This window comes from Paenibacillus sp. J31R30 (assembly GCF_059692115.1).
In genome coordinates, this window is record NZ_JCAUAV010000006.1 from 15,823 (window position 1) to 39,128 (window position 23,306).

21 protein-coding genes and 2 pseudogenes are annotated in these 23,306 nt (G+C 45.0%); 6 read left to right on the forward strand and 17 right to left on the reverse strand.

The genetic code is table 11. The features are described 5' to 3' along the window. Nucleotides 1–9: 9 nt before the first annotated feature. Genes AC58QO_RS20535 through AC58QO_RS20550 form a run of 4 tightly spaced genes read right to left on the reverse strand, consistent with a single transcriptional unit; the run spans nucleotide 10 to nucleotide 3,563 of the window. On the reverse strand, nucleotides 10–1,119 hold the full coding sequence (locus AC58QO_RS20535; RefSeq protein WP_497268753.1) for a HupE/UreJ family protein: 1,110 nt from the start codon (nucleotides 1,117–1,119) through the stop codon (nucleotides 10–12). Between the two features lie 17 nt (nucleotides 1,120–1,136). Continuing rightward, the gene (locus AC58QO_RS20540) at nucleotides 1,137–2,360 is read right to left on the reverse strand and encodes an ABC transporter permease (RefSeq protein ID WP_497268755.1); all 1,224 of its coding nucleotides are present in this window, start codon (nucleotides 2,358–2,360) and stop codon (nucleotides 1,137–1,139) included. Beyond that, a complete protein-coding gene (locus AC58QO_RS20545; RefSeq protein WP_497268756.1) occupies nucleotides 2,347–3,045 on the reverse strand; it encodes an ABC transporter ATP-binding protein in 699 nt (232 codons plus the stop codon). Before AC58QO_RS20545 ends, AC58QO_RS20540 begins: the two co-directional genes overlap by 14 nt. Then, the gene (locus AC58QO_RS20550; protein WP_497268758.1) at nucleotides 3,045–3,563 is read right to left on the reverse strand and encodes a hypothetical protein; all 519 of its coding nucleotides are present in this window, start codon (nucleotides 3,561–3,563) and stop codon (nucleotides 3,045–3,047) included. The genes AC58QO_RS20545 and AC58QO_RS20550 overlap by 1 nt, the downstream gene beginning before the upstream one ends. Before the next feature lie 307 nt (nucleotides 3,564–3,870). Here AC58QO_RS20550 and AC58QO_RS20555 point away from each other — a divergent pair, with 307 nt between their 5' ends. Continuing rightward, a complete protein-coding gene (locus AC58QO_RS20555; RefSeq protein ID WP_497268760.1) occupies nucleotides 3,871–4,404 on the forward strand; it encodes a TlpA family protein disulfide reductase in 534 nt (177 codons plus the stop codon). A gap of 60 nt (nucleotides 4,405–4,464) precedes the next feature. Next, nucleotides 4,465–4,596, forward strand: a pseudogene (locus tag AC58QO_RS20560) (hypothetical protein); the annotation flags it as partial. 162 nt (nucleotides 4,597–4,758) lie between these two features. On the opposite strand, the pseudogene AC58QO_RS20565 reads toward AC58QO_RS20560, so the two are convergent. Continuing rightward, nucleotides 4,759–4,964 (reverse strand): annotated as a pseudogene (locus AC58QO_RS20565) (NAD(P)H:quinone oxidoreductase, type IV); the annotation flags it as partial. On the opposite strand from AC58QO_RS20565, the gene AC58QO_RS20570 reads away from it, so the two are divergent. Beyond that, nucleotides 4,940–5,200, forward strand: a complete 261-nt coding sequence (locus tag AC58QO_RS20570; RefSeq protein ID WP_497268762.1) for a hypothetical protein — start codon at nucleotides 4,940–4,942, stop codon at nucleotides 5,198–5,200. The pseudogene AC58QO_RS20565 and the gene AC58QO_RS20570 sit on opposite strands and share 25 nt — an antisense overlap. Nucleotides 5,201–5,227: 27 nt before the next feature. On the opposite strand, the gene AC58QO_RS20575 is transcribed toward AC58QO_RS20570, so the two are convergent. Then, nucleotides 5,228–6,388, reverse strand: a complete 1,161-nt coding sequence (locus AC58QO_RS20575; RefSeq protein WP_497268764.1) for a glycerate kinase family protein — start codon at nucleotides 6,386–6,388, stop codon at nucleotides 5,228–5,230. A gap of 166 nt (nucleotides 6,389–6,554) precedes the next feature. On the opposite strand from AC58QO_RS20575, the gene AC58QO_RS20580 reads away from it, so the two are divergent. Then, entirely contained in the window at nucleotides 6,555–6,743 is a 189-nt protein-coding gene (locus AC58QO_RS20580) for a sugar diacid recognition domain-containing protein (RefSeq protein ID WP_497268766.1), read from the forward strand. Between the two features lie 49 nt (nucleotides 6,744–6,792). Here AC58QO_RS20580 and AC58QO_RS20585 read toward each other — a convergent pair whose 3' ends face one another. The 8 genes from AC58QO_RS20585 to AC58QO_RS20620 form a co-directional block, all read right to left on the reverse strand. Then, nucleotides 6,793–8,709: an exo-alpha-sialidase gene (locus AC58QO_RS20585; RefSeq protein WP_497268767.1), complete on the reverse strand. Its 1,917-nt coding sequence runs from the start codon at nucleotides 8,707–8,709 to the stop codon at nucleotides 6,793–6,795. A 46-nt stretch (nucleotides 8,710–8,755) separates the two neighbouring features. Continuing rightward, entirely contained in the window at nucleotides 8,756–9,721 is a 966-nt protein-coding gene (locus AC58QO_RS20590; RefSeq protein ID WP_497268769.1) for a D-2-hydroxyacid dehydrogenase, read from the reverse strand. 19 nt (nucleotides 9,722–9,740) lie between these two features. Next, entirely contained in the window at nucleotides 9,741–10,211 is a 471-nt protein-coding gene (locus tag AC58QO_RS20595; RefSeq protein WP_497268771.1) for a NanQ anomerase/TabA/YiaL family protein, read from the reverse strand. Between the two features lie 16 nt (nucleotides 10,212–10,227). Continuing rightward, on the reverse strand, nucleotides 10,228–10,974 hold the full coding sequence (locus AC58QO_RS20600) for an RraA family protein (RefSeq protein ID WP_497268773.1): 747 nt from the start codon (nucleotides 10,972–10,974) through the stop codon (nucleotides 10,228–10,230). A 72-nt stretch (nucleotides 10,975–11,046) separates the two neighbouring features. Next, nucleotides 11,047–12,426, reverse strand: a complete 1,380-nt coding sequence (locus AC58QO_RS20605; protein WP_497268775.1) for an FAD-dependent oxidoreductase — start codon at nucleotides 12,424–12,426, stop codon at nucleotides 11,047–11,049. 56 nt (nucleotides 12,427–12,482) lie between these two features. Then, a complete protein-coding gene (locus AC58QO_RS20610; protein WP_497268777.1) occupies nucleotides 12,483–13,301 on the reverse strand; it encodes a carbohydrate ABC transporter permease in 819 nt (272 codons plus the stop codon). A gap of 13 nt (nucleotides 13,302–13,314) precedes the next feature. Beyond that, on the reverse strand, nucleotides 13,315–14,259 hold the full coding sequence (locus AC58QO_RS20615) for a carbohydrate ABC transporter permease (RefSeq protein ID WP_497268779.1): 945 nt from the start codon (nucleotides 14,257–14,259) through the stop codon (nucleotides 13,315–13,317). A 65-nt stretch (nucleotides 14,260–14,324) separates the two neighbouring features. Next, entirely contained in the window at nucleotides 14,325–15,734 is a 1,410-nt protein-coding gene (locus AC58QO_RS20620; RefSeq protein ID WP_497268781.1) for an ABC transporter substrate-binding protein, read from the reverse strand. Between the two features lie 306 nt (nucleotides 15,735–16,040). Here AC58QO_RS20620 and AC58QO_RS20625 point away from each other — a divergent pair, with 306 nt between their 5' ends. After that, on the forward strand, nucleotides 16,041–17,858 hold the full coding sequence (locus AC58QO_RS20625) for a cache domain-containing sensor histidine kinase (RefSeq protein WP_497268783.1): 1,818 nt from the start codon (nucleotides 16,041–16,043) through the stop codon (nucleotides 17,856–17,858). Next, nucleotides 17,839–18,618, forward strand: a complete 780-nt coding sequence (locus AC58QO_RS20630) for a response regulator transcription factor (protein WP_497268785.1) — start codon at nucleotides 17,839–17,841, stop codon at nucleotides 18,616–18,618. Before AC58QO_RS20625 ends, AC58QO_RS20630 begins: the two co-directional genes overlap by 20 nt. Before the next feature lie 643 nt (nucleotides 18,619–19,261). Here the strand turns inward: AC58QO_RS20630 and AC58QO_RS20635 are convergent. Genes AC58QO_RS20635 through AC58QO_RS20645 form a run of 3 tightly spaced genes read right to left on the reverse strand, consistent with a single transcriptional unit; the run spans nucleotide 19,262 to nucleotide 23,215 of the window. Further along, nucleotides 19,262–19,933, reverse strand: coding sequence for an ABC transporter ATP-binding protein (locus tag AC58QO_RS20635; RefSeq protein WP_497268787.1), 672 nt, complete (start codon nucleotides 19,931–19,933; stop codon nucleotides 19,262–19,264). Nucleotides 19,934–19,989: 56 nt separating this feature from the next. Further along, on the reverse strand, nucleotides 19,990–20,514 hold the full coding sequence (gene sigK, locus AC58QO_RS20640) for an RNA polymerase sporulation sigma factor SigK (protein WP_173115694.1): 525 nt from the start codon (nucleotides 20,512–20,514) through the stop codon (nucleotides 19,990–19,992). Between the two features lie 55 nt (nucleotides 20,515–20,569). Continuing rightward, nucleotides 20,570–23,215 carry a glycosylhydrolase-like jelly roll fold domain-containing protein gene (locus tag AC58QO_RS20645; RefSeq protein WP_497268788.1) on the reverse strand — a complete coding sequence of 882 codons (2,646 nt, stop codon included), beginning with the start codon at nucleotides 23,213–23,215 and terminating at the stop codon, nucleotides 20,570–20,572. Nucleotides 23,216–23,306: the final 91 nt, after the last annotated feature.

A 23,306-nucleotide genomic window follows, 5' to 3' on the forward strand; every position in this document is an offset into this window, starting at 1 on the left:
TCGCGTCCTTTATAAAATTCTTTCGATAAACCAATAAACTCCTATTACACCGACGAGACCCGATATTCCATAGCTCGTCTTTAACAGCCATTTCATTTTCGCCAAAACCCAAACAAGGGGCAACAGGACGGCAAGAACAACGATTTGTCCCGCCTCGACACCTAGGTTAAACGAGAATAGCGACAAAGCGAAATGACTAGTCAGCACACCCTGCAGAATGTAAGAAAATCCGAAGCCATGAATTAATCCGAAAACAAGGGTAACCAGCCAGCGCCACTTTAGCCTTCTCCAAACGATGTTTTCTGCTGCTACATAAACAATGCTCAATGCGATCAGGGGCTCGATAATCTTGGGTGAGATTACGACAACTTCCATGACCGACAAGGCCAGCGTAATGCTGTGACCGATCGTAAACGCCGTGAGAATTTTCAAATAATCGCGTTTGCTTCCACCGCCGATAATAAGAGCAACGAGAAACAGCAAGTGGTCAATCCCAGACCATATGTGTTCCATACCAAGACCAATGTACTGAAGTAAAATACGTGTCCAATCGGGGACTGCGATAGTGATAGTACTAATTCCAAAAACCTCCGGTGTTAAGATATGATGTTCTTTGTCAACGACCGTCTCTATATTGCGGTCTTCTGCTTTTAAGGTGACGAAGTTTTGATGGAGCGGATCTTCGTTCTTAAAAAAGAAGCTATAGTCCAATTCATATCGACCAACCGGCTGCGAAAATGTGTATACCAGATCGAAACGGAGCATCGGTATATCCTTCCGATCTTCAAGCCTCACCCCCTTCAATTCGACTTCTCCAACGATTCCCTCGTTTTTTGCGGATAAATTTGATTTCACATATTCAGATAAACGATTGCGAAAGGCTGTTACTTCCTCAGGTTCGACGTACATATTGTGATTGGCATCCAAATCCGGGAATACTTGAAGCACTTCGTATGGATCCAAGAACAGGTCATATTGAATCGTTTTATCCTTAATCGAAATTTCCGAATAAGCGATCGTTTGAAAATGAGCGTGAACGGTACTCACTGATATCGAAAACAACATCGAGATCAACAGGAATACGGCAACTCCAAAACTTGTTTTCCGGCTATTCATCATTATCCATCCTCCACTCGTTATACCGGATTCAAATATTGGGATACTTTTGTCCGGTAAGCGCTGAATGCGGGAATGAGGCTTCCTGCCATTCCAATGAAGCAGACAACGAAAACGACCGCGTAAATCTTGAATTGGAATATAGGAACAATGCCGATTCCATGACCACTCGTCATAAAAGTTACAAATGCTGTGGCGATACCGTATCCCGATACGATCCCAAGCAGCGTACCGAACACTATCAAAACAAACGATTCTAGAAACACCAACACAAGTATCGTATTCTTGCTCATACCTATAGCTCTTAATATGGCTACGGTCCGTTTTCTTTCCAACATAGAACCATACAGCGAAAGCATGATCGATAAACCTGCCATACCCAATACAGCGAAGCTAATCCAATTCAACACTTTCTCACTGCTTCCAATCATGTCGAACCATTGGGCCAACACTTTGCCTGGGAAGACAGCTTGAGCTTCTTTACTGAGATTGATTTCCTGATACAACGCGAACAAATTCACATAACTGTCGGGTTTTACAACAATTGCCGTCACGCCCCGTTGTGCCTCCACACTATTACCCAAAGTTAAAGATTCCGTTTGGTCGTGGCTTATCCAATAGCTTTCCAAAGGCGTGTATATCCCCAGGTCAGCAGAACTTAGTGTTTCGGCAAGAATACCGACCACGACATACGGTTTCTCTTTATGCTGCTCTCCTTCATCATGACCGGAAATAACGCCGTGGCTTGCTATAAAGGTATCCCCTACCTTGAGATTCTCCTGCCGTGCCGTTTCGGCACCCAATACCGTTTCAAATGGCAGTTCAAAAAACCGTCCTTCCTTCAAGCGAAAGTAGGGAGGATCGTTTGGCTTCTCCCTGATTTCAAACAGGTCTGTGTTCGTGCCAATAATGCGAAATCCTTTATAGTTATCTCCCATGCCGATAGGCACGGCCTGAGTGACTCTGGCGTCTTTACGCAGATTTTCAAAATAAGAATAATCCAGATTGCCGAGCGGTGTATCCGAAAGAAAGATGGTGTTCATAACCAGCTGCGTTGAGCTCCCTTTGGACCCCACCAGCATACCGTACGGCCCGCTTGTCTGCTTCATCCCTTCTTTCATTGCATCGGATACAAGCATTATGCCTTGAGAAAGTGAGACTCCGACAGCCACAATGATGATTGTAACCACCGATTGAAGCTTCCGGTTCATAAGATTGCGCCAAATCATATTAAGCAGAAACATCGCGACTTGCCTCCACATCCCCGGTCACATGGCGCTTTCGCAAGTGGACGATATGATCCATTTGACCTGCCAACTCCATGTCGTGTGTGCTGATAATCAGTCCGGAATTAAACTGGGAACACATTTGGACAAGGAGAGCAAATACGGCTTCCGCATTTCCACTGTCCAGACTTGCGGTAGGCTCGTCCGCCAAAACGAGGGACGGTTTATTGGCGAGAGCACGGGCGATCGCAACGCGCTGTTGCTCTCCTTGACTAAGTCGATTCACTTTGTGGTGCAATCGATGATCAAGACCTACTCTCTCCAGCAGTTCCCGTCCACGCTTCTTCTGTTCTTTGGGAGGAATCACTTTAGCAGAATGCATAGCGATCATTACGTTTTCTAAGGCAGAGAACCCGGGCAGTAAATTAAAATTTTGAAACACATAGCCGATATGCAGGGAGCGAAAAGCGTCCATCCGTGATTCACTTAACTGCAAAATATCAGTATCGAGTACGGTTATCTCTCCTGAAGAGGGGCGGTCTATTCCAGCAATGATATTGAGCAAAGTGCTTTTCCCGCACCCGCTCGGACCAACCAAGGCAATCTTTTGCTGAGCGGATATTTCAAGAAAAGGCAGTGTTAATACAGTTATGCTCTGATGTTCAGAGGGGTACGTTTTGATCAATTGTTTAATCAGCAGCATTATTCAAGCACCTCGATTTTATCTACATACAACCTTACAAGACTTACAAAGCCGGTTTGTTCGTCCTTATGTTCCCCTACATCTAGTCTTCCTTTGACGACAAGCGGATGGTCCGTAACATCCATTGGCTGCCCTTCCGGCAAATATACAACTACAATATCTGCTGGCCATTGTGCAAGAGATGCGCAGAACGGGCACTGCTCCATCATGTATCGAGTTAGAACGAAAAACTCAATTTCCGGCGTAAGCGGAGGGGCCATAAAACCATCCATACGTACAGACTGCCCTGACAATTCTATTACTTTTTGCGAAAGAGTTTTCGTTTTTAAATCCTCATAAAGATCATCAAAAGTCAGCTTCTGGTATTCCTTTTTAACATGAGCAGCTATAGGTGCGGGTGACTTAGCCGTCTTAGGAATGGATTCCTCCGTTTTCTTTTGACCACATCCGCATAAACATATAATCAATACGAAGGCTATTAGAGACAACTTGCTCTTCTTGCTGCTTAAGACTCTCAAAATTATGTGCCTCCTATTCCCTTGGATCTTTCATTGCGACTAGCAAATGAATAAAAACAGGGTCGGTTTAACCGACCCTGTTGGTACGGATGCGATTCATTTGTATACAAGTCATTCCTACATTAGCTAATCATTACTAAGACTTACTTTATCTGATCTTTATATTATTAAGAATTTGTCATGCCAAGGTTAACTAGATAATAAGATTTTGTTAATGCTTACTTGTGGTTTCTATAATTTAATCTGATGTGGTAGAATTTATGTCGCATTCATAACCATTCCGTTTTTTGCTAAGGGGACAAAGTAAATGAAAAAATTGATCCTTATAATGGTGATAGTAATAGCTTTAATAATGATTTCATATGAGGGTTATCATACCTACACGGAATCGCAGAATCTAAAATCTTCGGCCAATAATATGAGGAATACTGGAACTGTGCCTACTCTTTCGTTACTAGGATTGGATGGGGGAGAATATCAGCTTGGTGGTATAAGAGAAAAGCCTCTGATCGTTAACTTTTGGGCAACATGGTGTGTCCCATGTCAAGAAGAACTACCGGCATTAAAACAGATATACGACAAATATCAATCGCAACTCGATCTGTATGCAGTGAACGTCACTATGAAAGACAACTTGGGAGAAGTTCGCCATCTCATAAAAATTCAGGATTTGAATTTCCCGGTTTTGCTTGATTCGAAAAATGATGCGGTAAAGGCATATCGAGTCGTGTTTGTGCCTACTACATTTTTAATAGACAAACAAGGAAATCTGAAGGAAGCTATACATGTGCTTTCACCCGAGCAACTTGAAGAACATATTCAAAAATTGATTAATGGTTAAGGGTAGTTGAAGGAAAGAGCTAGTGCTTGAGAGTGTGTGTAAAAAGCTGATGCTTCCAGAAAGCCCGTTTACAGGGCTGATCAGCCTATCAAGATGATGATTGAGGGGCCAGCCGAGATCATGGGGATGGAAAATGGAGATGTGCAAGATGTGCAGCCTTACATCTCCAAAGTGCGGAAATCTTACACATAATATTGGACAACTGCAACCTATTCGAACTGACTTCCGTTTGATAAATTGTCAACATGATTGACGCTAAATCTCAGAATCGGAAAGATCTTTATGAAATGAAAAGAAACTAATTGTATTTAGGTAAAAAGGCTGCAAAAAGCAGCCTCTTATTTATATTGACTCTTAGCTAGTTAAACCATTTTTGATTGAGCGGGCTACCTGAATTGTACGCATGGCTTGATGTCTAACAGACTTTTCAGCATCTTCAACGATTTTCCGGACTGATACACGGTCACACTAGTTCCATAAGGCTTACCACCTGAAGCGAAAATAACTGGTTCCGTATAACCAGGAGCTTCAACTATTGCTCCCCAGTGATACATCGACGTCTAGAAAGAATAGTTTGCTCTTGGCCTTAAAGCAGTGTCCAGGTTCGCGAAGCGGCTGGCAGCCAGACCTCCTTGCTGATCTGCTCGATGAGCTCATCCCAGTGCTGAACATCGATCCCCTCGCGTTTATGCGACAGGTATCAGCATGGGTGGCCGTGGCGTCTATGAGCTTGCTTACGATTATGGAGATTCGCTTGCTGCCATCGTCCCACTCTGCGCTTTCGGAACGGGTATAAAGAAATACAGCCTGGATGTAAAACAGCTTACAGTTTAATGTTATTGACTCGTTTATTAGCAGCAATACTGAGCAGCCGGGCAACATTTCTGGTGCATTCAAACAAATTATGCTCGGCCTCTTCCATGCATGCCTGAAGGGTGGAAGGTACACGCACGACGGAGAAGCAACCGGCAAAATGACCGCTGAGCCGCTCGCTGTCCGCACCAAGGCTGCCCGAGATGAGGATGACTTCTTTACCTGCTTCCTTCGACACTTGCGCGACGTGATACGGTAGCTTGCCGAAAAAGGTTTGTTCGTCGCTGCAGCCTTCGCCGGTCAGAACCCAATCCGCTTCAGTAATGTGCCGCCTCAGTGCAGTCATTTCCTCCACTACCTGAGCGCCGGGTACGATATCCGCCCCCAAAGCCATTAAAGCAAAACCTAGGCCTCCTGCCCCGCCAGCTCCCGCCCGGTTCCGCAACCTAAGCGACAATCGCGCCTCCACCAGATCCGCGTATGCGCGCATCGCTTTATTTAATTGCAGTACTTGTTTGGGAGTGGCTCCTTTTTGCGGCCCAAATATATAGGAAGCTCCTTGCGGGCCTAGTAACGGATTCGTAACATCGCAGGCCACTGTTAACCGACATTCGCCAAGGCGCGGGTCAAGTCCTTCGAAATTTGCTTCCGCAAGCATTGCAAGCTCCCGTCCGAATCCCTCCGCCGCAATGCCGTTCGTTTTGGTAAAAGAAGCTCCTAATGCGCATAGCATTCCCAAACCGCCATCATTCGTGGAACTGCCGCCAATGCCGATTACAAACCGCCGAAACCCTTGGTCAAGCGCTACGCGAATGATGTCTCCCATTCCACGGGATGTGGTGTGCATCGGATTTCGCTGCTCTGGCGGCACCATAGGCAATCCAAAAATGTTCGCCGCCTCAATAACCGCTACAGGCTCACTGTCTTCCCAGATGACTCCGTAATAGGTATCGATTCGTTCTCCAAGCGGCCCTGAAACCTGCACCCGATTAATTCGGCCTCCAACTGCCCCTACCAACGCGTTAATGGTCCCCTCTCCACCGTCCGCCATCGGGATTATCTGTACCTCAGCCGAAGGAATTTCCAGCTGTAGAGCCCGTGCCATCGTTTCTCCAACTTCCACCGCTGACAGGCTACCTTTAAAAGAATCCGGAGCGACAACAAACTTCATCTTCATCCCTTCTTTCGTAGATTTTTCTAGTCTCTTCGTCCATGCTTCACTATTAAATTGTAGATGAATATTAATTAATCTTTGTATGTAATATCTAAAAAACCATCAGTAAATTTTAATTATTTTGTATAATACATCAAAAAGCTAGTTTGGGAATGATTAAAGTATGCTTACCAGAGAATTGGCCGAAAAAATCGCACATGAGACCATGCTTCGTTTGCAACGAAACATCAATGTGATGGATGAAAACGGGACAATTATTGCGAGCGGGGATGCTACCCGAATCGGCAGGTCGGTAACTACACACCCCACAGTGGACTTTCACCACCTAGTTAATCATGCGTGGCATACATAAAAAAGAGCTCCTGATCGGAGCCCTTTGAAGCCACCTGCAGCATGTTGTATTAATCTGTAAACCAGGTAGAGCTTTCTCTGCGATACATCATATCAAACCCCGTCATCCCGAAGTATCCGATATGAAGATAGCTGCCATTAAAAAGAATGTACGGATAGGAAGGCGCTCCAACCAACGAAGAACTTGGATTTCTGAATTCCAAAGCCCTAAAATTTTTCCATGTCTTCCCCGAATCCGTACTATACATCGTTCCAAGCACGAATCGATCACCATTAAGGCTTTGCGTCTTATCAACCCAAGGATTAAACAAGAGCCCAATCTTGGTCGAATCGATCTTAACCAACTTTGCCGGTGTCAATGGAGCCATGACTGGCGTCTGTGATATGCCGGACCACGTCGCCCCATCATCTGTTGAGGTGCTCTGATAATAAAAACCGGATTGGTTGCGCATATACATAAGCAGATGATCGGTCGAAGTTTCGACAATGCTCGGTTCCATCAAAACTTGATTGCGTGAAGATTGTTCCGTAGTACCTTTCATGGTCATGGGACCAGCATTCCTCGTCCAAGTTGCTCCGTTATCTGTTGAAGAATAGACGAAAGTCGTAGCAAATAAATGATCCGGAATTGCATCGTTATACGGATCTGCAAGCTCTTCTCCAGGTCCGACGTGCACCGGGAAGATGAGACGGCCGCTGGATGTTTGGATCAGTCTATCATGTGGACCGGTTGCCGCTTTTAATGTGAATCCACCGTAGGACATTGGTAAATCCGTTGTAATTTTTACCGGTGTGGACCAGGTGAGCCCATCGTCTGTTGAGTATTTGAAATACCGGTGCGCTTCTAAGGTCGACATATCCTTCTTGGTATACATGAAGCCGAGACGACCGTTAGCCATTTTTATAAGTGATGGCATCATGTAAGAATAACTGCCCGTAGAATCTCCCAATATCTCCGTACCTGAAGACCAGGTTAACCCATTATCGGTCGATTTCTTTTGATAAATTTTAAATATGCCAAAGTCCCCACCAATCGCTTGATAGTTATAGTACATCAGCAATGTTCCGTCATTGAGTTTGACCATGGTCCCTTCGCCAGACCTGCCACCAGCCGTATCAATAACCGTGCCCTGTTGCGTATGACTGGCTATGCCGGTTGTTCCAGTCACCTCGTTGGATGCTGTGCCTCTAGATCCTCCATTATACGCTGTCACCCTGTATTTATATTGCGCATTGTCTTTCATTCCTGTCGCTACAAAGCTCGTCGTATCGGCTGGTGTAAATCCTACTACCTTCCAGCTTGTGAACGGGCTGTCGCTTCGCTCGATAAGGAAGCCGTTCTCATTGTTTGAATTGTCTGCCCAGCTTAAATTAAAGTAGGATGTGCCCGTTTGTGTAATGGACAGAGCGGAAGCCGCATTAACCGTTCCAGTAAACGCTTCTTCTAGAATAAGCTTATCGAAGGAAAGCTTATAATAACTGGAATTCCCACCGGTGACTCGAAATTTAAACGTTTTAAAACCCATTGTGCCAAATGACTTCGTACCTAGTGAAACGGTTGTAAATACGTTATCCGGTCCCTGCATGTTAATTTCGCTTCCTAGGTCAATTTGAGCGAGACCATCTGCCTGCCCGATCGAAAGCTGGGCTATTCCCCGCTGCGTATGCTGTTTGTAGGCTAACTTCACGTTGTAGGTCCCTGGAAGAACATTTGGAATCGTAAACAGGATCCAGTCCCCTGTCTCGTCCGAATTAAACAATACCATCTTACCGCCACTTGCATTCGTCTCGTTGACCGTAGAATTAGAATCTCCATTCGTTTCCCTGCCAACCATGTAATTCTCAAGCTCCCATTCGTGTGTGGTTGCAGCCTTGACTGGTTGAGGATGAACATACAACCCAAACATGCTGAGTGCCATTACGAACATCAACACCCAATAAAATCGCTTATCTCCCTTTAATAACAACCTGACCAACTCCTTTTGGTTTGAGAAGTTCTATCATGCTTTAAATTCAGGCGTTTACGATGTGGATTGGCTTATTAGCTTGGAATGCTTTTACATTATCGATGGCCGTTTGTAGCAATCGACTCCGCGCTTCCTTGGATGCCCAAGCGATATGCGGTGTAATTAAACAATTAGGTGCACGTAATAACGGATTGGAAGCATCGGGAGGCTCCATGGATAAAACATCCAACGCAGCCCCCGCTATGTCTCCTCGATGCAACGCGTCCGCCAATTGCTGTTCGTTAACGAGCTTGCCTCGAGCGGTATTAATAAGATAGGCACTCCGCTTCATCAGGGCGATATTGCTTTCATTGATCATATCTTTCGTATCCTTTGTCAAAGGGCAGTGCAAACTGATGACATCGGATGCTTCAAACAAGGTCGTCTTATTTACCCATTGGAATCCACCGTATGGTACTTCGCGATTTGTCGAACCTTTACTGTCGAGAGCCATGATACGCATTCCCATCGCATGTGCAATGCGTGCCACTTGGAGTCCAATACGGCCTGCTCCTACGATCCCTATCGTCTTGCCTGTCAACTCGATAAGTGGTTTGTGCCAGTAGCACCAATCCTTATTATATGACCATTCCCCCTTATGTACCGATTCATTATGGAGACCTGCATGATTACAAAGCTCCAACAACAACGCTATAACAAACTGGGCGACGGAGTCGGTACCATAGCTCGGAATGTTAGTGACGTATACACCTTTGGCTTTAGCTGCCTGCGCATCCACCACATCAAAGCCCGTAGCCAAGACACCAATGTACGCCAGCCTAGTCAGCTGCTCTAAGATTTCCATCCGTATAGGTGTCTTATTTGTTAATAAGATTTCTGCTCCTACTGCTCGCTCGAGAATCAGCTCTGGAGGGGTTCGGTCATATATGGTTACTTCACCAAGCGCTTCGAGACCCCCCCAGCTTAGATCCCCCGGGTTCAGAGTATACCCGTCCAGCACGACAATTTTCATTGAAATCACACTCCACAGCTTATAGCAAAGCTTTATTAATTTTTATGACAACCCGTTTTGTCGTCGTTCCTCCGCGAAGACTGCAGGCCGGACGATGAAGATCGTCTGGGAAATAAATGGCGAACATCCCTGGTGTCATAAGAACATCAAATTCATTATCCACATCATCATATAACGCGTAATCATTATCCGAAAGTTTATTCTCAACAGCAAAATTGTTGTCCGATTGTCGGGCCACCCGGTGAATCTCCTCACCTGAGACGACCATCTGAACATCAATATACTTGGCGTGATGCTCAGCCTTACGCTCCTCGGGAACAACAGTATTTGCCTCCTGCACCATGACATACATATCACTTCCGCGGAGATCTGTCTGTGCAATTGGGGCATTGGTAAAATCTGTCGTACGAAGATATTGGATGGCTTCCTGAAGGATAGGAGCATACGCCTGCTTTTCCTGATCCCACGTCCTCAAATCACCGATGATCATCCTAGGTCCTCTTTTCTTACCACTCGCCAGTGGCACCAAATTTTTCTTTCATTTTAAATCCAAATTGCCTGCCCGCTTCATTGATCTCGCTAAGAATTTCCTCAGTTGTCATTCCAACTGTATTCCTGGCCGCAGGAATGACAGTGTTGCATTCATTACCATCCATAAAGACTGCAGCTTCTAGCAGGGGCACCTCATCCTCTTCTGGAATGACAATAAAGCCATGTTTGTCTGCGTGAATTAACTGACCTGGTTTTACCTTGCAGCCAAACACTTCTACTTCAATCCCCCAGCGCACCGGTGTGCTATAAGCATGACCTACGCACGTTCTTCGAGCCAGCGCCTTAAAGCCGGCATTGCACATTTCGTCGGTATCGCGAATGGCACCATCTGTAATTGTACCAACACACCCGAGCGAACGATGAATATTGCTGTTTACTTCTCCCCAGAATGCGCCAATCACGTTTGGCTTATCCATATCCTGAACAACGACAATTTTCGGGCCCTTCATGCTTGCGATATACTGACGGTACTCGTGCCATGCGTTTGAATTCTGCTTCGGATGGTCCGGATTGCTTGGTTCGAATTGTACAGTAACGGCATAGCCGACCATTGGCCCCATTTGAGGCATATAGTCACGCGTTTCTTCCATATTAAAGCCCTTTGTAATGTCATGCTTAGTAATCGCTTCCCAGCCATTATAGATCGTTGGTGTGTTCCATCTCTTCAACTTCAGTAATTCTGAATGCGCTAGTCTTGTCATTTCAGTAATCCTCCTATTGGGTCGAGTCTACTTAAATTGTACGCTGGCCTTCACTACAACATTGCCATTGAGCTAGAATGTTCTTCTGCCTAAGCTTTGACCCAGCTCTGCTCCCTGAGCTACCAGCTTGCGCTGCAATTCGGATATATCCAACTCCCGGATTGCTTTTCCTTGCTGTACGCACATAGCCGCTGCAACACCGGTCGCTTCCGCTTGTGCCATCTGAATGGGAATCACACGTGTAGAAGACATTGCTTCATGCGTGGCTGAGATATGACGGCCTGCAAGCAGCATTCCTTCTAGTCCTTTGGGAATTAAGCATGAAAAAGGGAGCTCATAAGTGCTTACCTTCTTGGTTTGCAACCCCTTATGATCAGGGGAGTGAATATCCAGATGATAGCCGCCAAGGCCGATAACATCATCGAATCGTTTACTCTCAATTAGGTCTTCACCTGTCAGCAAATAATCGCCTACGATATGGCGCGACTCACGAACACCCATCTGATGGGCAGTATCCAATAACTCAATATTTTCAAAACCAGGGGCATATTTCTTCAGGAAATCGAAGCTTTCCTTCACCTGAAGCAGTCCTTCTACCTCCCCATTCGAATAGCTGCGGTTGTCATTAGGATTCACACCCTCAACGCGACTAGTCACAACGATCATCTGATTGAACTTTGGTAGGCAGACCCCCACCAGATTAGTACGCGGGAACTTAATACCGTCCGTAATGGCTTGCTGTATAAAATTTTGCAGACCACCGGTCACAAAAACCTCTGCACCTTCCATCTGATTGATCAAGTTCGTGACAACCTCTTCGCTCATCTCAAACGGACGAATTTGAGTCGGATTTTCTCTGAAATAGGCGATCAGATGCTTGAAATCAATGTTGCGTACACGGAATACCAAGGATGAAACCTGCGTTTTGTTGTCCGAATTGCGCCCATATACATACTCAGCACCGCCTTTAACTGCCGCATCCCCGTCACCACTGCAATCAATGACAACCTTGCTGGCGAGAACCTGTTCGCCCTCTTTATTGGCAATCACGACACCTTTGACCTGTCCATTCTCGACAATCGTATCCTTGAGCATACTGTGAAGATAGAAATCCACACCGTCATCGAGCAGCATCTTCGTCACAAGATATTTGAACCAGTGCGGATCGACACCCAGTACGTCGCTGGTGATTGGATCAAGGTAAAACTCTGTTGCCGCACCCATTTCCTGGAGGCGCTTAGCGATCTCATAAGCGATTCCGCGCACAATTAGCTCCCCACTGTTGTTATGGTAACCCAGCAGAGGAAGCCCCGGAATGACGTTTCCTCCCACAAACCCGTTGTATTCTACGATCGCTGTCTTTGCACCATTACGAGCTGCTGCCATCGCAGCAACAATTCCTGTTGCTCCACCGCCAACAACGACCACATCATAACTGTATTGTTTTATCATGGTATTTCTCCTTTTCATACAAAATTGATAGTATCTGAGCCTCCTTAAGGAGGCAGCTAACCTTTGAGTGCACCCATTGTAATGCCTCTTGTAAATAAGCCCTGAAAGCAAAGGAACAATATGATAATTGGCAATGACGCTACAGCAGCGCCGGCCATCATTAAGCCATAATCAGTTAGACCAGCGACAGAACTGAAACCCGCTACACCTAGCGGCATGGTCTTCATCTCTTCCGATTGGGTGACGACCAACTGCCACATGAAATCGTTCCACACCCGGACAACTGAGAATATACCAAGGGCAGCAAGTGCGGGCTTAACGAGGGGAACAATGATTTGAGCGAAAATTCTGAATTCTGAGGCGCCATCAATCCTTGTTGCTTCAATCATCTCGGTTGGAATCGATTGTATGAACTGACGCATCATAAATACGCCAAATGCATATCCGATCTCGGGAAAAATAAGCGCTGAGTACGTATTGAACCAGCCTAAATCCCTTATAAGCTTGAAGAGCGGGACCAGCATGACGTACTTTGGCAGCATCATGGTTGCAATCATAAGAAAGAAAATCACATTTGAGCCTCTAAACTGTATCTTGGCAAAAGCATAACCCGCCAGAGCACTTAATACGCAAATCAACAATGTAGCAATCACTGAAACATAGACGCTGTTAAAAAACCATCGAAACGCAGGTGTAGTTTGAAACAGCAGTTTATAATTATCCAACGTAAGGGGAGCAAAGAAATCATTGATTTTAAAGCTTTGCTTCAAGGATCCCATGACCATCCATACGAAGGGCAATAGAAAGAAAATAGATGCCGGGATCATCAGAATCGGTTTCCATAGCAATGTGCGCAAAGGACGCGCTTCATGCATAGCTCTTCCCCCTTTAATATTCGACCTTGGAGGTCATCGAACGAAATTGGAATATCGCCACTAAACCTACGAGCACGAACAAGACAATTCCCATTGCTGAAGCAGTTCCGAATTTGTTATAGTTGAAAGCTTCAACATACAACTCATAAATAATTGAAGTTGTGGCATTATCTGGACCACCTGAAGTCAATAAATGAATAAAGATGAAGGTCTGGAATGCGTTTATCGTCGTGATTACAACACAGTACAATGTGGTTGGTGCTAACAATGGAACTGTTATTTTCATAAATTGCTGCAGTTTGCTCGCCCCGTCAACCTTTGCCGCTTCGTAATAATCCGTGGATATGCTTCCCATTGCTGCCGTATATAGCACAATAGGTTGACCGACCGATACAGTTAGGATGATCAATACAATCAAATAAATTGCCATCGACGGATCAATAAACCATACTTGCGAAGAGTGATGGAAGAAGGCTAATATCCTGTTGGCAAGCGATTCTTTACCCGAACTAAACATCCATCCCCAAACAAGTGATATCGCCACAGCCGAAGTAACACTTGGTAAATAGAAGATTGCTCGAAAAAAACCCGTCCAACGCTCACTCATGGAATAGATGATCGTGGCTGCCACAATAGCAAAAGCAATCGTGCTGGGAACGATATATAGCACATAGAGGAAAGTATTTGTTAACGCTCGAAGAAAACGTTCTTCATGGAAAATATCGAAGTAATTTTGCATTCCGACGAAAAGGTCCCCAGACCTACGGAAATCAAAGAAACTCATTCGTACAGCATCCAATGCCGGATATAAGGTGAACACAATAAAAAATAAGCTAATGGGCAAAATAAACAAGTAGCCCGTTAATTGTTGCTTGAACAACAATCCCGTCATTCTCCTCCGGATTGGTCGTAGCTGACGGGAAACAGCTAGCGATGAATCATGGCGCACTCCAGCCATAGTTCCTCCCCCCTCCTATATCTAGAACTTGCGAAAATTTTAAATGCTTTGTCTAAGTCAGTGACTTAATTGCGCTGCTCTTGAATAATTTTTAATTGCTTCTCTAAAATGGAGTTGCCTTCACTTTCAATTTTCTTAAGTGCATCCTCCGGTGCTTCCGTTCCAAGGATGACCTTCTGCAAGTGTGCCATATTGTTCTTGCGGATGTCGTTATACCCTGGTGCCGCAAAGCCTTCATTAATCGCATACTTCAGCAATTTAGCTACAAAATCCATATTGTTGTCCTTTTCACTAGCGAATAACGTCTTGTTCACATCCTCATAAGCACTATAGGAACTCGCTGCCTTTACAGCTGTCGCATTCTCCTTACTTCCGAGGAACTTGGCAAATTCTACGGCATATTTCAGTTTATTGGCATCTTTATTCTTGAATACAGCGACACCGAAGGAACTCAACACGGTAGTTGCATTCTTCGTTCCTGGATATGTCGGATAAGAGGTCATATACATCTCATAGGGAGGTGACTTCTTATCACGAATTGCTGCCATTCCACGGGAATAATGTACGGGTGCGCCCGAAATGGACACGAGCTTCTGATCATAGAATAAATTGTAGGAATCTGGTGCTTTAATGCCTGCTCCTCCATCATTCACAAGCTTCTCATCCACCAAACGCTTGATAAATTTCATCCCTGTTAGTCCTGCCGGACTGTTCAGTGCAATTTTATCGAATTTGTCATTATACGTGAGTGCACCGGCAGACCAGATCAGATTGTACATGAAAGCATCACCTGATTCACTACCAGCGAACAAGCCCATACCCTTCACACCGGTTTTCTCCTGTACACCTTTAATTAAACTGACATACTCGTCTGTGGTCCAAGTACGTTCTTCATTCTTAGGCAGCTTATCTGACAAACCAGCCTTATCAACCAGTGTCTTATTCACCAGCATAACCTGTGGTGCTGCTCCCCATGGAATGTAGTAATGCTTGCCGTCACCAATCGTTGTTTGGTCCCACATAGATGGAATCATTGCACCGATATAATCCTTCCCAAGATGCGTGTCAAGCGGTTCCAGATAACCAAGCTGTGCATAGCCAAGAAAACGAACCGGTCCATCCATCAAAATATCAGGAGCTTCATTGGCAGCCAGTGCTACGTTCACCTTTTGCGGGCCATTGTTAAAATCAAGGACCTCGACCTTAATATTGACATTCGGATATTTAGCAGTAAACCGCTTCACCGCATCCTTCTCATAGTCCCCAAGCTGTCCGCCTTGCTCGGTACCGGTAATACCGCTCCATTTCGGATACGTCCAGAACGTCAAATCAACTTTCGGCGCTTCCTTAACAGCTTCACTGCTGCTAGGTTTCGTTTCTGCGGTTTGCGAACCCCCACCACCACATCCAGTAAGCGTTACCAACACGGCTGTTGTCAGAGCTATTGCACTTTGCTTTATTATCAACTTTCTCATCTTCATCAACCCTTCCCTCGACAATTCATTCTTTTGTTCACATGTCTAATTTATCGTTTTCTGACGGAATCGGGTATCATACAAAACACAGATGTTCATACAAAATACAGTATTCACTTATTTACATCCATTTGATTGTATATAGATTCTCCTGACACCGTATTATTCCTGTTCCTCCACTTCATTTGTACAGGCGTGCAAAAATATGCCTATATAAGTTACCTTCAACTTTTTATTGTGCAAGTAACATCTATCTTATTATAATTAAGGCAAACAGAATGACCGCAATGGAACGGGGTTACTCGTATGAAACTAGCATGGAAAGTTCGTAATAACAGTCTCGTTTGGAGCATTACGTTAGGTTATTTACTCATGACAGCGCTACCATTTGCCTCGTCCTACTTATTAACAACGACGTATTGGTGGAATACCTCAAAGGAAGCATCAGTTGCCCAATCGAAAAGCTTGCTGCAATTCACCAAAGAATCTTTTGATACTCAACTTCAGCAAATGGAAAAGTTATCGGGACTAATCTATGCGAATCAAGGACTAGTCTCCGATTTGGAAAATGATCCTCGCAGACTAACTGAGGTCAGGTCCATTGAAATCAATCAGGCTCTGGATAAGCTATTTTATGACATGTCCTATTCCCGCTCCGATGTCGTCGGCATGTACTACTTTGACATTGACGGGCTACTTCGTTACTTCAATGGTGATCCCAATACGTATTATAAGCATCATGAGGTGAATGTACAGCTTGAGGAGTGGTTTGAACACACAAAATTCGCAGGAGGAAAAACGGTACTGATCACCCAACCACTGCCTTTTCAAGATCCAAACAAGTCCGTATTTTCTCTAGCCAGGTTGGTCAAGTTAGGCAGTAAGCCAATAGGCATTGTCATGCTCGATTTCAGTTTCGAGGTGCTGCAGCGAGTCATCAACAAAGCAGCAACTGAACACAGTCAGATTTTGGTCAGTGATTTTGACGGCAATATCATAACCCGGAGCGGAACAGTGGAAACTCCCCCACGCCTGCCAAAATCAGAGCAAACACCGTATCAAGTTCAGCATTATGTTAATCGTAATTTGGCAGGCTCGGAAACAATGGGTGTTGACGGCTCTTCACAACTGGTGATTTATGACACATTGGAACGGTATTCTATTAAACTTATCCAAATGATTCCCCTTGAATCGCTAGTTTCAGAGAAAATGAACTATATGCTGCGGATGAATGCTGTCATTGCCTTCACCATGCTACTGCTCATTTGCGCCTCCATTTATTATTTCCGGAAACGGGTAAAACCATTGCACCAGCTAGCTCACTTAATGCCCGAGAGCATTCGTGAGCCGTTCGATCGCAGGGTTGAGGTATCGACAAGCGACGAGATTGGGCAGCTCGGTACCAGCTTCAATCGTATGATGGATCGGCTGCAGGATCTGTTTCAGCTCGACTTCAAGCATCGACTTGAGAAGTCTGAAACCGAGAAGGCACTATTGGAGGCGCAGATCAATCCACACTTTCTTTACAATACGCTGGATACGATCCGCTTTAAATCGATTGAGCAAGGAAACGAAGAGGTTGGCGAGATGCTATATGCCTTGTCCGTGAACCTACGATATACGATTGAAAATACGAGCACGAAGGTAACAATCCGTGAAGAGGTCGATTGGCTTGAACGCTATATTTATTTACAGAAGCTTCGCTTCAAGCAGCGGTTCGAGGTGTTCTTCCAGATTGATGTGAGCATTTATGATATGCGAATATACCGTTTAATTCTTCAGCCATTCATCGAAAATGCCATCCAACACGGCTTTCAGAATACCAAACGTGGCGGGTTGCTGAACATAAACGGCTATTGGGACAAAAAGCTTAGAAAACTCATTTTCGAAATTGTAGACAATGGATGTGGCTTCGTATATGAGTTGGATGAGTACGTTGATCATTTGTCCATTCTACGTCTCACCCGCGATCGAATTGGCATGCACAACGCACTGAAGCGTCTGTTCTTATATTATGGATCCCAGTGTCAGGTTTATATCTACAGTCAACCCGGCAAGCGAACAGCGATTAAACTGATGATTGAATTGGACGAGGTGAATACCGATGCGCATACTACTCATTGATGACGAAGAAACGATTCGCAAAGGAACCATTTACTTGCTGCAACAACTGAATATGGATATAGTGATTGTCGGAGAGGCCGAGGACGGCGAGGAGGGACTAGAAAAGCTCCGACTGCTAAAGCCTGATGTCGCATTGATCGATATCCGCATGCCGCTAAAAAATGGACTCGAACTGATGCGTCAGGTGCATGAGCAACAGCTCTCACCTTCTACCAAGTATGTCATTGTCACTGCACATTCTGACTTTGAATATGCGCAGACCGCTCTTCGCTACGGGGCGAGAGACTATCTGTTGAAGCCGCTGAGTACAGCCAATCTGCAAGATCTGTTCCACAGAATTACTCCTTTGCAGCCGTTACCGTCATCTCTGTCATCAGATATGGGCATTCGCAAGAGTCGGGAATATATCGAAGCCCTTCGGATAAGACATGAGCTCGTTGTCCAGCTGATCCTTTATGTTGGGGCCAACTACATGAAAGAGTGGCAGTTGAATGAGATCGCGGAACATTTTCATGTCAACTCCGTATACGCCAGCAATGTATTCAAGAAGGTTACTGGAGTCACGTTCATTTCCTTTGTACAGCAGTTCCGGGTGGACCTTGCCAAAGAACTGCTCGACACCAGAGAATACAAGATCAACGAAGTCGCCTATCTGGTAGGCTACAGTAACCTCACTTACTTCGGACGTGTATTCAAGACTTCAACTGGCATTACGCCTAATGACTATTCAAAGCAGGAGAATAGAAAGGAATTGGAATAGAAAGAATGATTCCCAACTTACAGCTTCGATGGAGTTATCCTGGAAAAAACAGGGATATAAATGTACTCATCCTAATAGTTAATCAACATGGAGAAGTTGTCTGTTAAGACGGAATTATTTTTGGGCCTTGCCATCGGAGATCATTGTGATATCGCCACCAGTTACTGATGTGTTATGAACGGATATATTGTATTTGGAGCCGATCAGTTGCCGGTGTGTTTAGGCTATAGCGAGCATCAGCTACACCCCGAGTACCGGTGACCGAAGTCAAATGTGAAGCATCCGAACCTGTTTGGAACGTTTCAGTAATCAAAGTTGTTAGCTGAGAAGAAGGCTCGACTTAGTCTTAGTTATATTCCTTCATTAATTAACGATCCACCTAAAAAAAGTGGATGTTTACTAAAGTAAACATCCACTAACGATCTTTATTTTCTTGATCACCCGCCTTCCTTGATCACCATCTTCATTCGTTCACTTTCTGTAGTTTACCCTATAAAACTTCATTATTGTAATTATGTATTTTCACTTTAGTAATCAACAATGTTAGTCCTAAAAAATGTCAAGAAATAAATAGTTTACTCATCATTATTGAATGAATGTTTTAAGCCCTACGATTTTTATCGTAAGGCCGATATTATTCATATTAATGTACCAACCGCCCATCCCGAAACCTCACAACCCGCTTCGCCTGCTCCGCAACCTGCCGATCATGCGTAATCACAATAATCGTCCGCCCCTGCTCATTCAAACGCCTGAAAATATCCATAATCTCCGCACCTGTCTTTGAATCCAGCGCTCCCGTTGGCTCATCTGCCAAAATTATCGGTGGATCGCCTGCCAAACTGCGAGCAATAGCAACACGTTGCTGCTGTCCACCAGATAATTCCGAAGGAAAGTGTTTCCTGCGATTCAGCAAATCCACCGCTTCCAGCGCTTGCATGACAAGCGGCTCACGCTGCTTCCTCGAGAATCCACGATAAATCAGCGGCAACTCCACATTCTCATAAGCGCTTAATCTCGGCAACAAGTTGAAGCTCTGAAAAACAAACCCGATCTTCCTATTACGAATCTCAGCCAGCTGTGAATCCTTCAAAGCGTGAATCTGTTTCCCATCGAGAGTGTAGACTCCTTCATCTGAAAGGTCCAAACACCCAATGATGTTCATTAACGTAGACTTCCCTGAACCCGAAGGCCCCATAATAGCGACAAATTCACCTTGCTTGATGTCTAGCGAGATGTCATCCAAAGCCCGAATCGTCTCTCCACCCATATAGTAAAATTTACTCACATGCTCAATTTGGATTAAGTCTGTCATTGTCTTCGCCTCCATTATTTGATGCCAAATGAATGAAGTCTACGATTCAATTCCAATTACCGCTTCGCCTTATAAAACTCATGATACAACTTCATCAGCGCCCGCTTCTCAATCCGCGACACATAGCTCCGCGAAATCCCCAGCTCTTTCGCAATCTCCCGCTGCGTCCGTTCTTCGCCCCCGAGCTCCAACCCAAACCTTCCGACTACGACTTCTTTCTCACGGTCGTCCAAAATTTCCAGATTTCTGTAAATTTTACTCTTTTCAATCTTCAACTGCACCGCATCCACCACATCGTCTGCCTCGCTGCCGAGGATATCAATCAAGGTAATTTCATTCCCCTCTTTGTCTGTGCCGATGGGATCATGCAGAGAAACATCTTTGCGTGTTTTCTTCAATGACCGCAGATGCATCAAAATCTCATTTTCAATACAACGTGCTGCAAATGTCGCCAGCTTCGTGCCCTTATTCGGCGAGAAGGATTCAATAGCTTTGATCAGGCCGATCGTCCCAATGGAGATCAAATCTTCCAAATCTTCTCCTGTATTGTCGAATTTTTTGAGGTTGTGAACACGAAGCAACGTAAATTGTTATCAAATCAAAAGCCCTACGATTGAATCATAGGGCCTTGCTTTCTCATAATTTGATCACTCGAACTGGCCCAAGGAGACCGCTCGGTTCTTGCTGCGCAAATGCCGATAAGAAATCAGGTTGTTCTTTCACTAACGTATTCGTAACTTCAATAATTAGCTTGTTTTTGCCCTTTTTAATTAATCTATGGATCTCAACGTGATAAGGCAGACAAATGCGCACGCCTGCTTCCTCACCGTTGATCCACACTTGCGCCGTCTCATAAACCTCACCTAAGTCTAAAATTGCTTGGTCAGCAGACTCGTTCCACTCAAATTCCGTCTCATAACGGAATGTGCCTGTAAATCGAGGTAAATAACTAGGCCCACTCATATTCGTTAAAGCCCCCAGTTTTCCCCATTCCTTAAAACGAGGATAGTGCTCAGACTCTGCAGTGGATACGCTCCATTCGCCCTTCAACTCAACTACAGCGCCAACTGTATGCTGCGGCAATGCCTCACAACCTTCAAGGGCAGTACCATGTAGAAGTACGATGGACTCATACGGATGAAGAATGACCTCCACCACATTCGCACCATTCTGGCGAGTTACATGTAAACTGGTCAACTGATTACGAAATGCATCATAAACATATACATCACCTTGAACAGGCAAAGTTATTTTCCTACGGATCGTTTGATGCGGATGTTCGTTAAAGAACATAAACACATCTAACCCGTCATGCGTATATTGATAGTTCCGAAGATATGGCTCATGTTCGTCCAAACTAATTTCATAATGTCCGTCAGTAATAAGTACTTGAGCCAGATCTTCTAAAGCAACAACCTTTACGTTCTTGTGATCGGCAAGGTAAGCTAGATCGTCAGAAACCTCGGAGCCCTCGCTAGATCTTTCCGGTAGTCCGTCTACAAAACGAACGGCAAGTCCTTGCTCGGCAAACTCCACTAACCGCCGAATCATCGCTGCGGGAATTGCCTCTGCATAAGGGAAGATAAGGCATTGGAAGTCCTCGTTACTGACATGCAACTTGTTGTTTATCACATCTACGTCACCTAAAAGAATATCGATAGGAAGCACATCGCAATCGATCTGATGCTGCATCAATTGCTTAACGGGCTTCTGAAAATACATCGCTTCCCCAGACCATTCAGCTTCAGCATGATACACGACTGCCGCAGTCGCCACATGTCTTCCGCCTGAGATCAGATGACTAATTCGATTCATATATTGGTTTAAATGCTTGTAATAGCGGTACTGCGGATTTTTCCCACCTGCATACATATGCGGCGGACAATCCGGATCAGGAGCTTTTTGAGAAAACGCATGCGGGACAAAATAATTAACACCACGAACTAACATGTGATCAGTTAGCCATTTCATTAGTTTCAGACCTTCTGCCCAACCGTACGCACCATACACCTCACACATGGTTCGACCTTGTTTTTTCGGATCGACATGTGCAAGGGATACACCAAGCTTAGCAAGGCCATAGTGGAAAAATTCACTATCCGTATCCCCGCCAGGCTTGCTATAAGACAATTCATCAAAGCCGGGAACAATCTGCCACAGCACCACATCAAGGCCAGACATATCTTGTCCCCACATTGAGCGGAAGAAGTGACCTGGGCCGGGGCCAAGCCTTGCATGCACATTGTTGTCTTCAAGTACATGCCCAATGTATTCTACCCCTCGAGTTCTGCACCACTCACCGATTTGGCCGCAAAAGTTGTCCGCGTAGAGCTTACTGACGATATTCATATAGGAATAACGTACGATATTAGATTTTTCTCCACTATCATGCCAGAGTAAATATAGCTGCTCACGGTAGTTCTCGCCCAACGCCTGCTCAAGCAAGGCCGGCATTTCACTGCTCCAAGGAAGTGGCACTCCTTTTTTACCAGGTCTTGAATGGAAGTCAAATGTCGTCTTATCGTTGTAAAATCCAGGTTCATCCGAGAAGAATCCAGCAAATGTCTTTCCGAAATCTGCCTTGTAGCGTTCATACACAGCTTCATAGACCGTGTCGAGTAGAATTCGAACGGAATTTCGGTCTAGCGGGTTCAGATAATCTTCCTGCTGCAGGCTGCCGCCATCCTTATTTTCTGACATAATAAATACGCGCCAGTACCCTTCAGGGATATCCCAATAGAGGATACCGTCTTGAACAAGATCAGTGATGTCGATACTTTCATCAAGTAAATCTCCAGTCGAAGGATCTCGGCGTACCGCGACAACGGAGATTAATTTATTTTTGCCAGTTGCTCGCTCGATGTGAGATATCGTTGGTCTGAGCTCACGCAGTAACAAAGTATCCAGCAGCAGAGAGGTTCCTTGTGCAGGACCAAGAGTATCAATGTAACGTTCAGCTAAAAATTTACGATGGAACTCTTCCGGAGACTCCTTCACTTTCCCCGCCGCATGCCCAGTTGGAAAATGATCGTCGTCCAGCAGCCATACCTTCATACCGCGATTCCGAGCCTCATCCATAATAATGTCCATATCCGTCCACCATTTTGGTCCCAGAAAATCGGGATGAGGACGTGCTTCAATGCAGACGGCTCCGATTCCAGATTCATGAACACGGGCGATTTCTTCACGTATCACCTGTTCTTCCTCACCATGTTGCCAGAGAAATGGAAGGATATAATTATGTTCTTGACCCTCAAGTACTTCCTTAATACGATTACTCATGATTTATTGCCCCCTATAACAGCTAGGATTCTTAGACCCCGGCTTGGATGGAAATATCCGCCCGACTCCAATGAGAAGCCGAGCGGATATG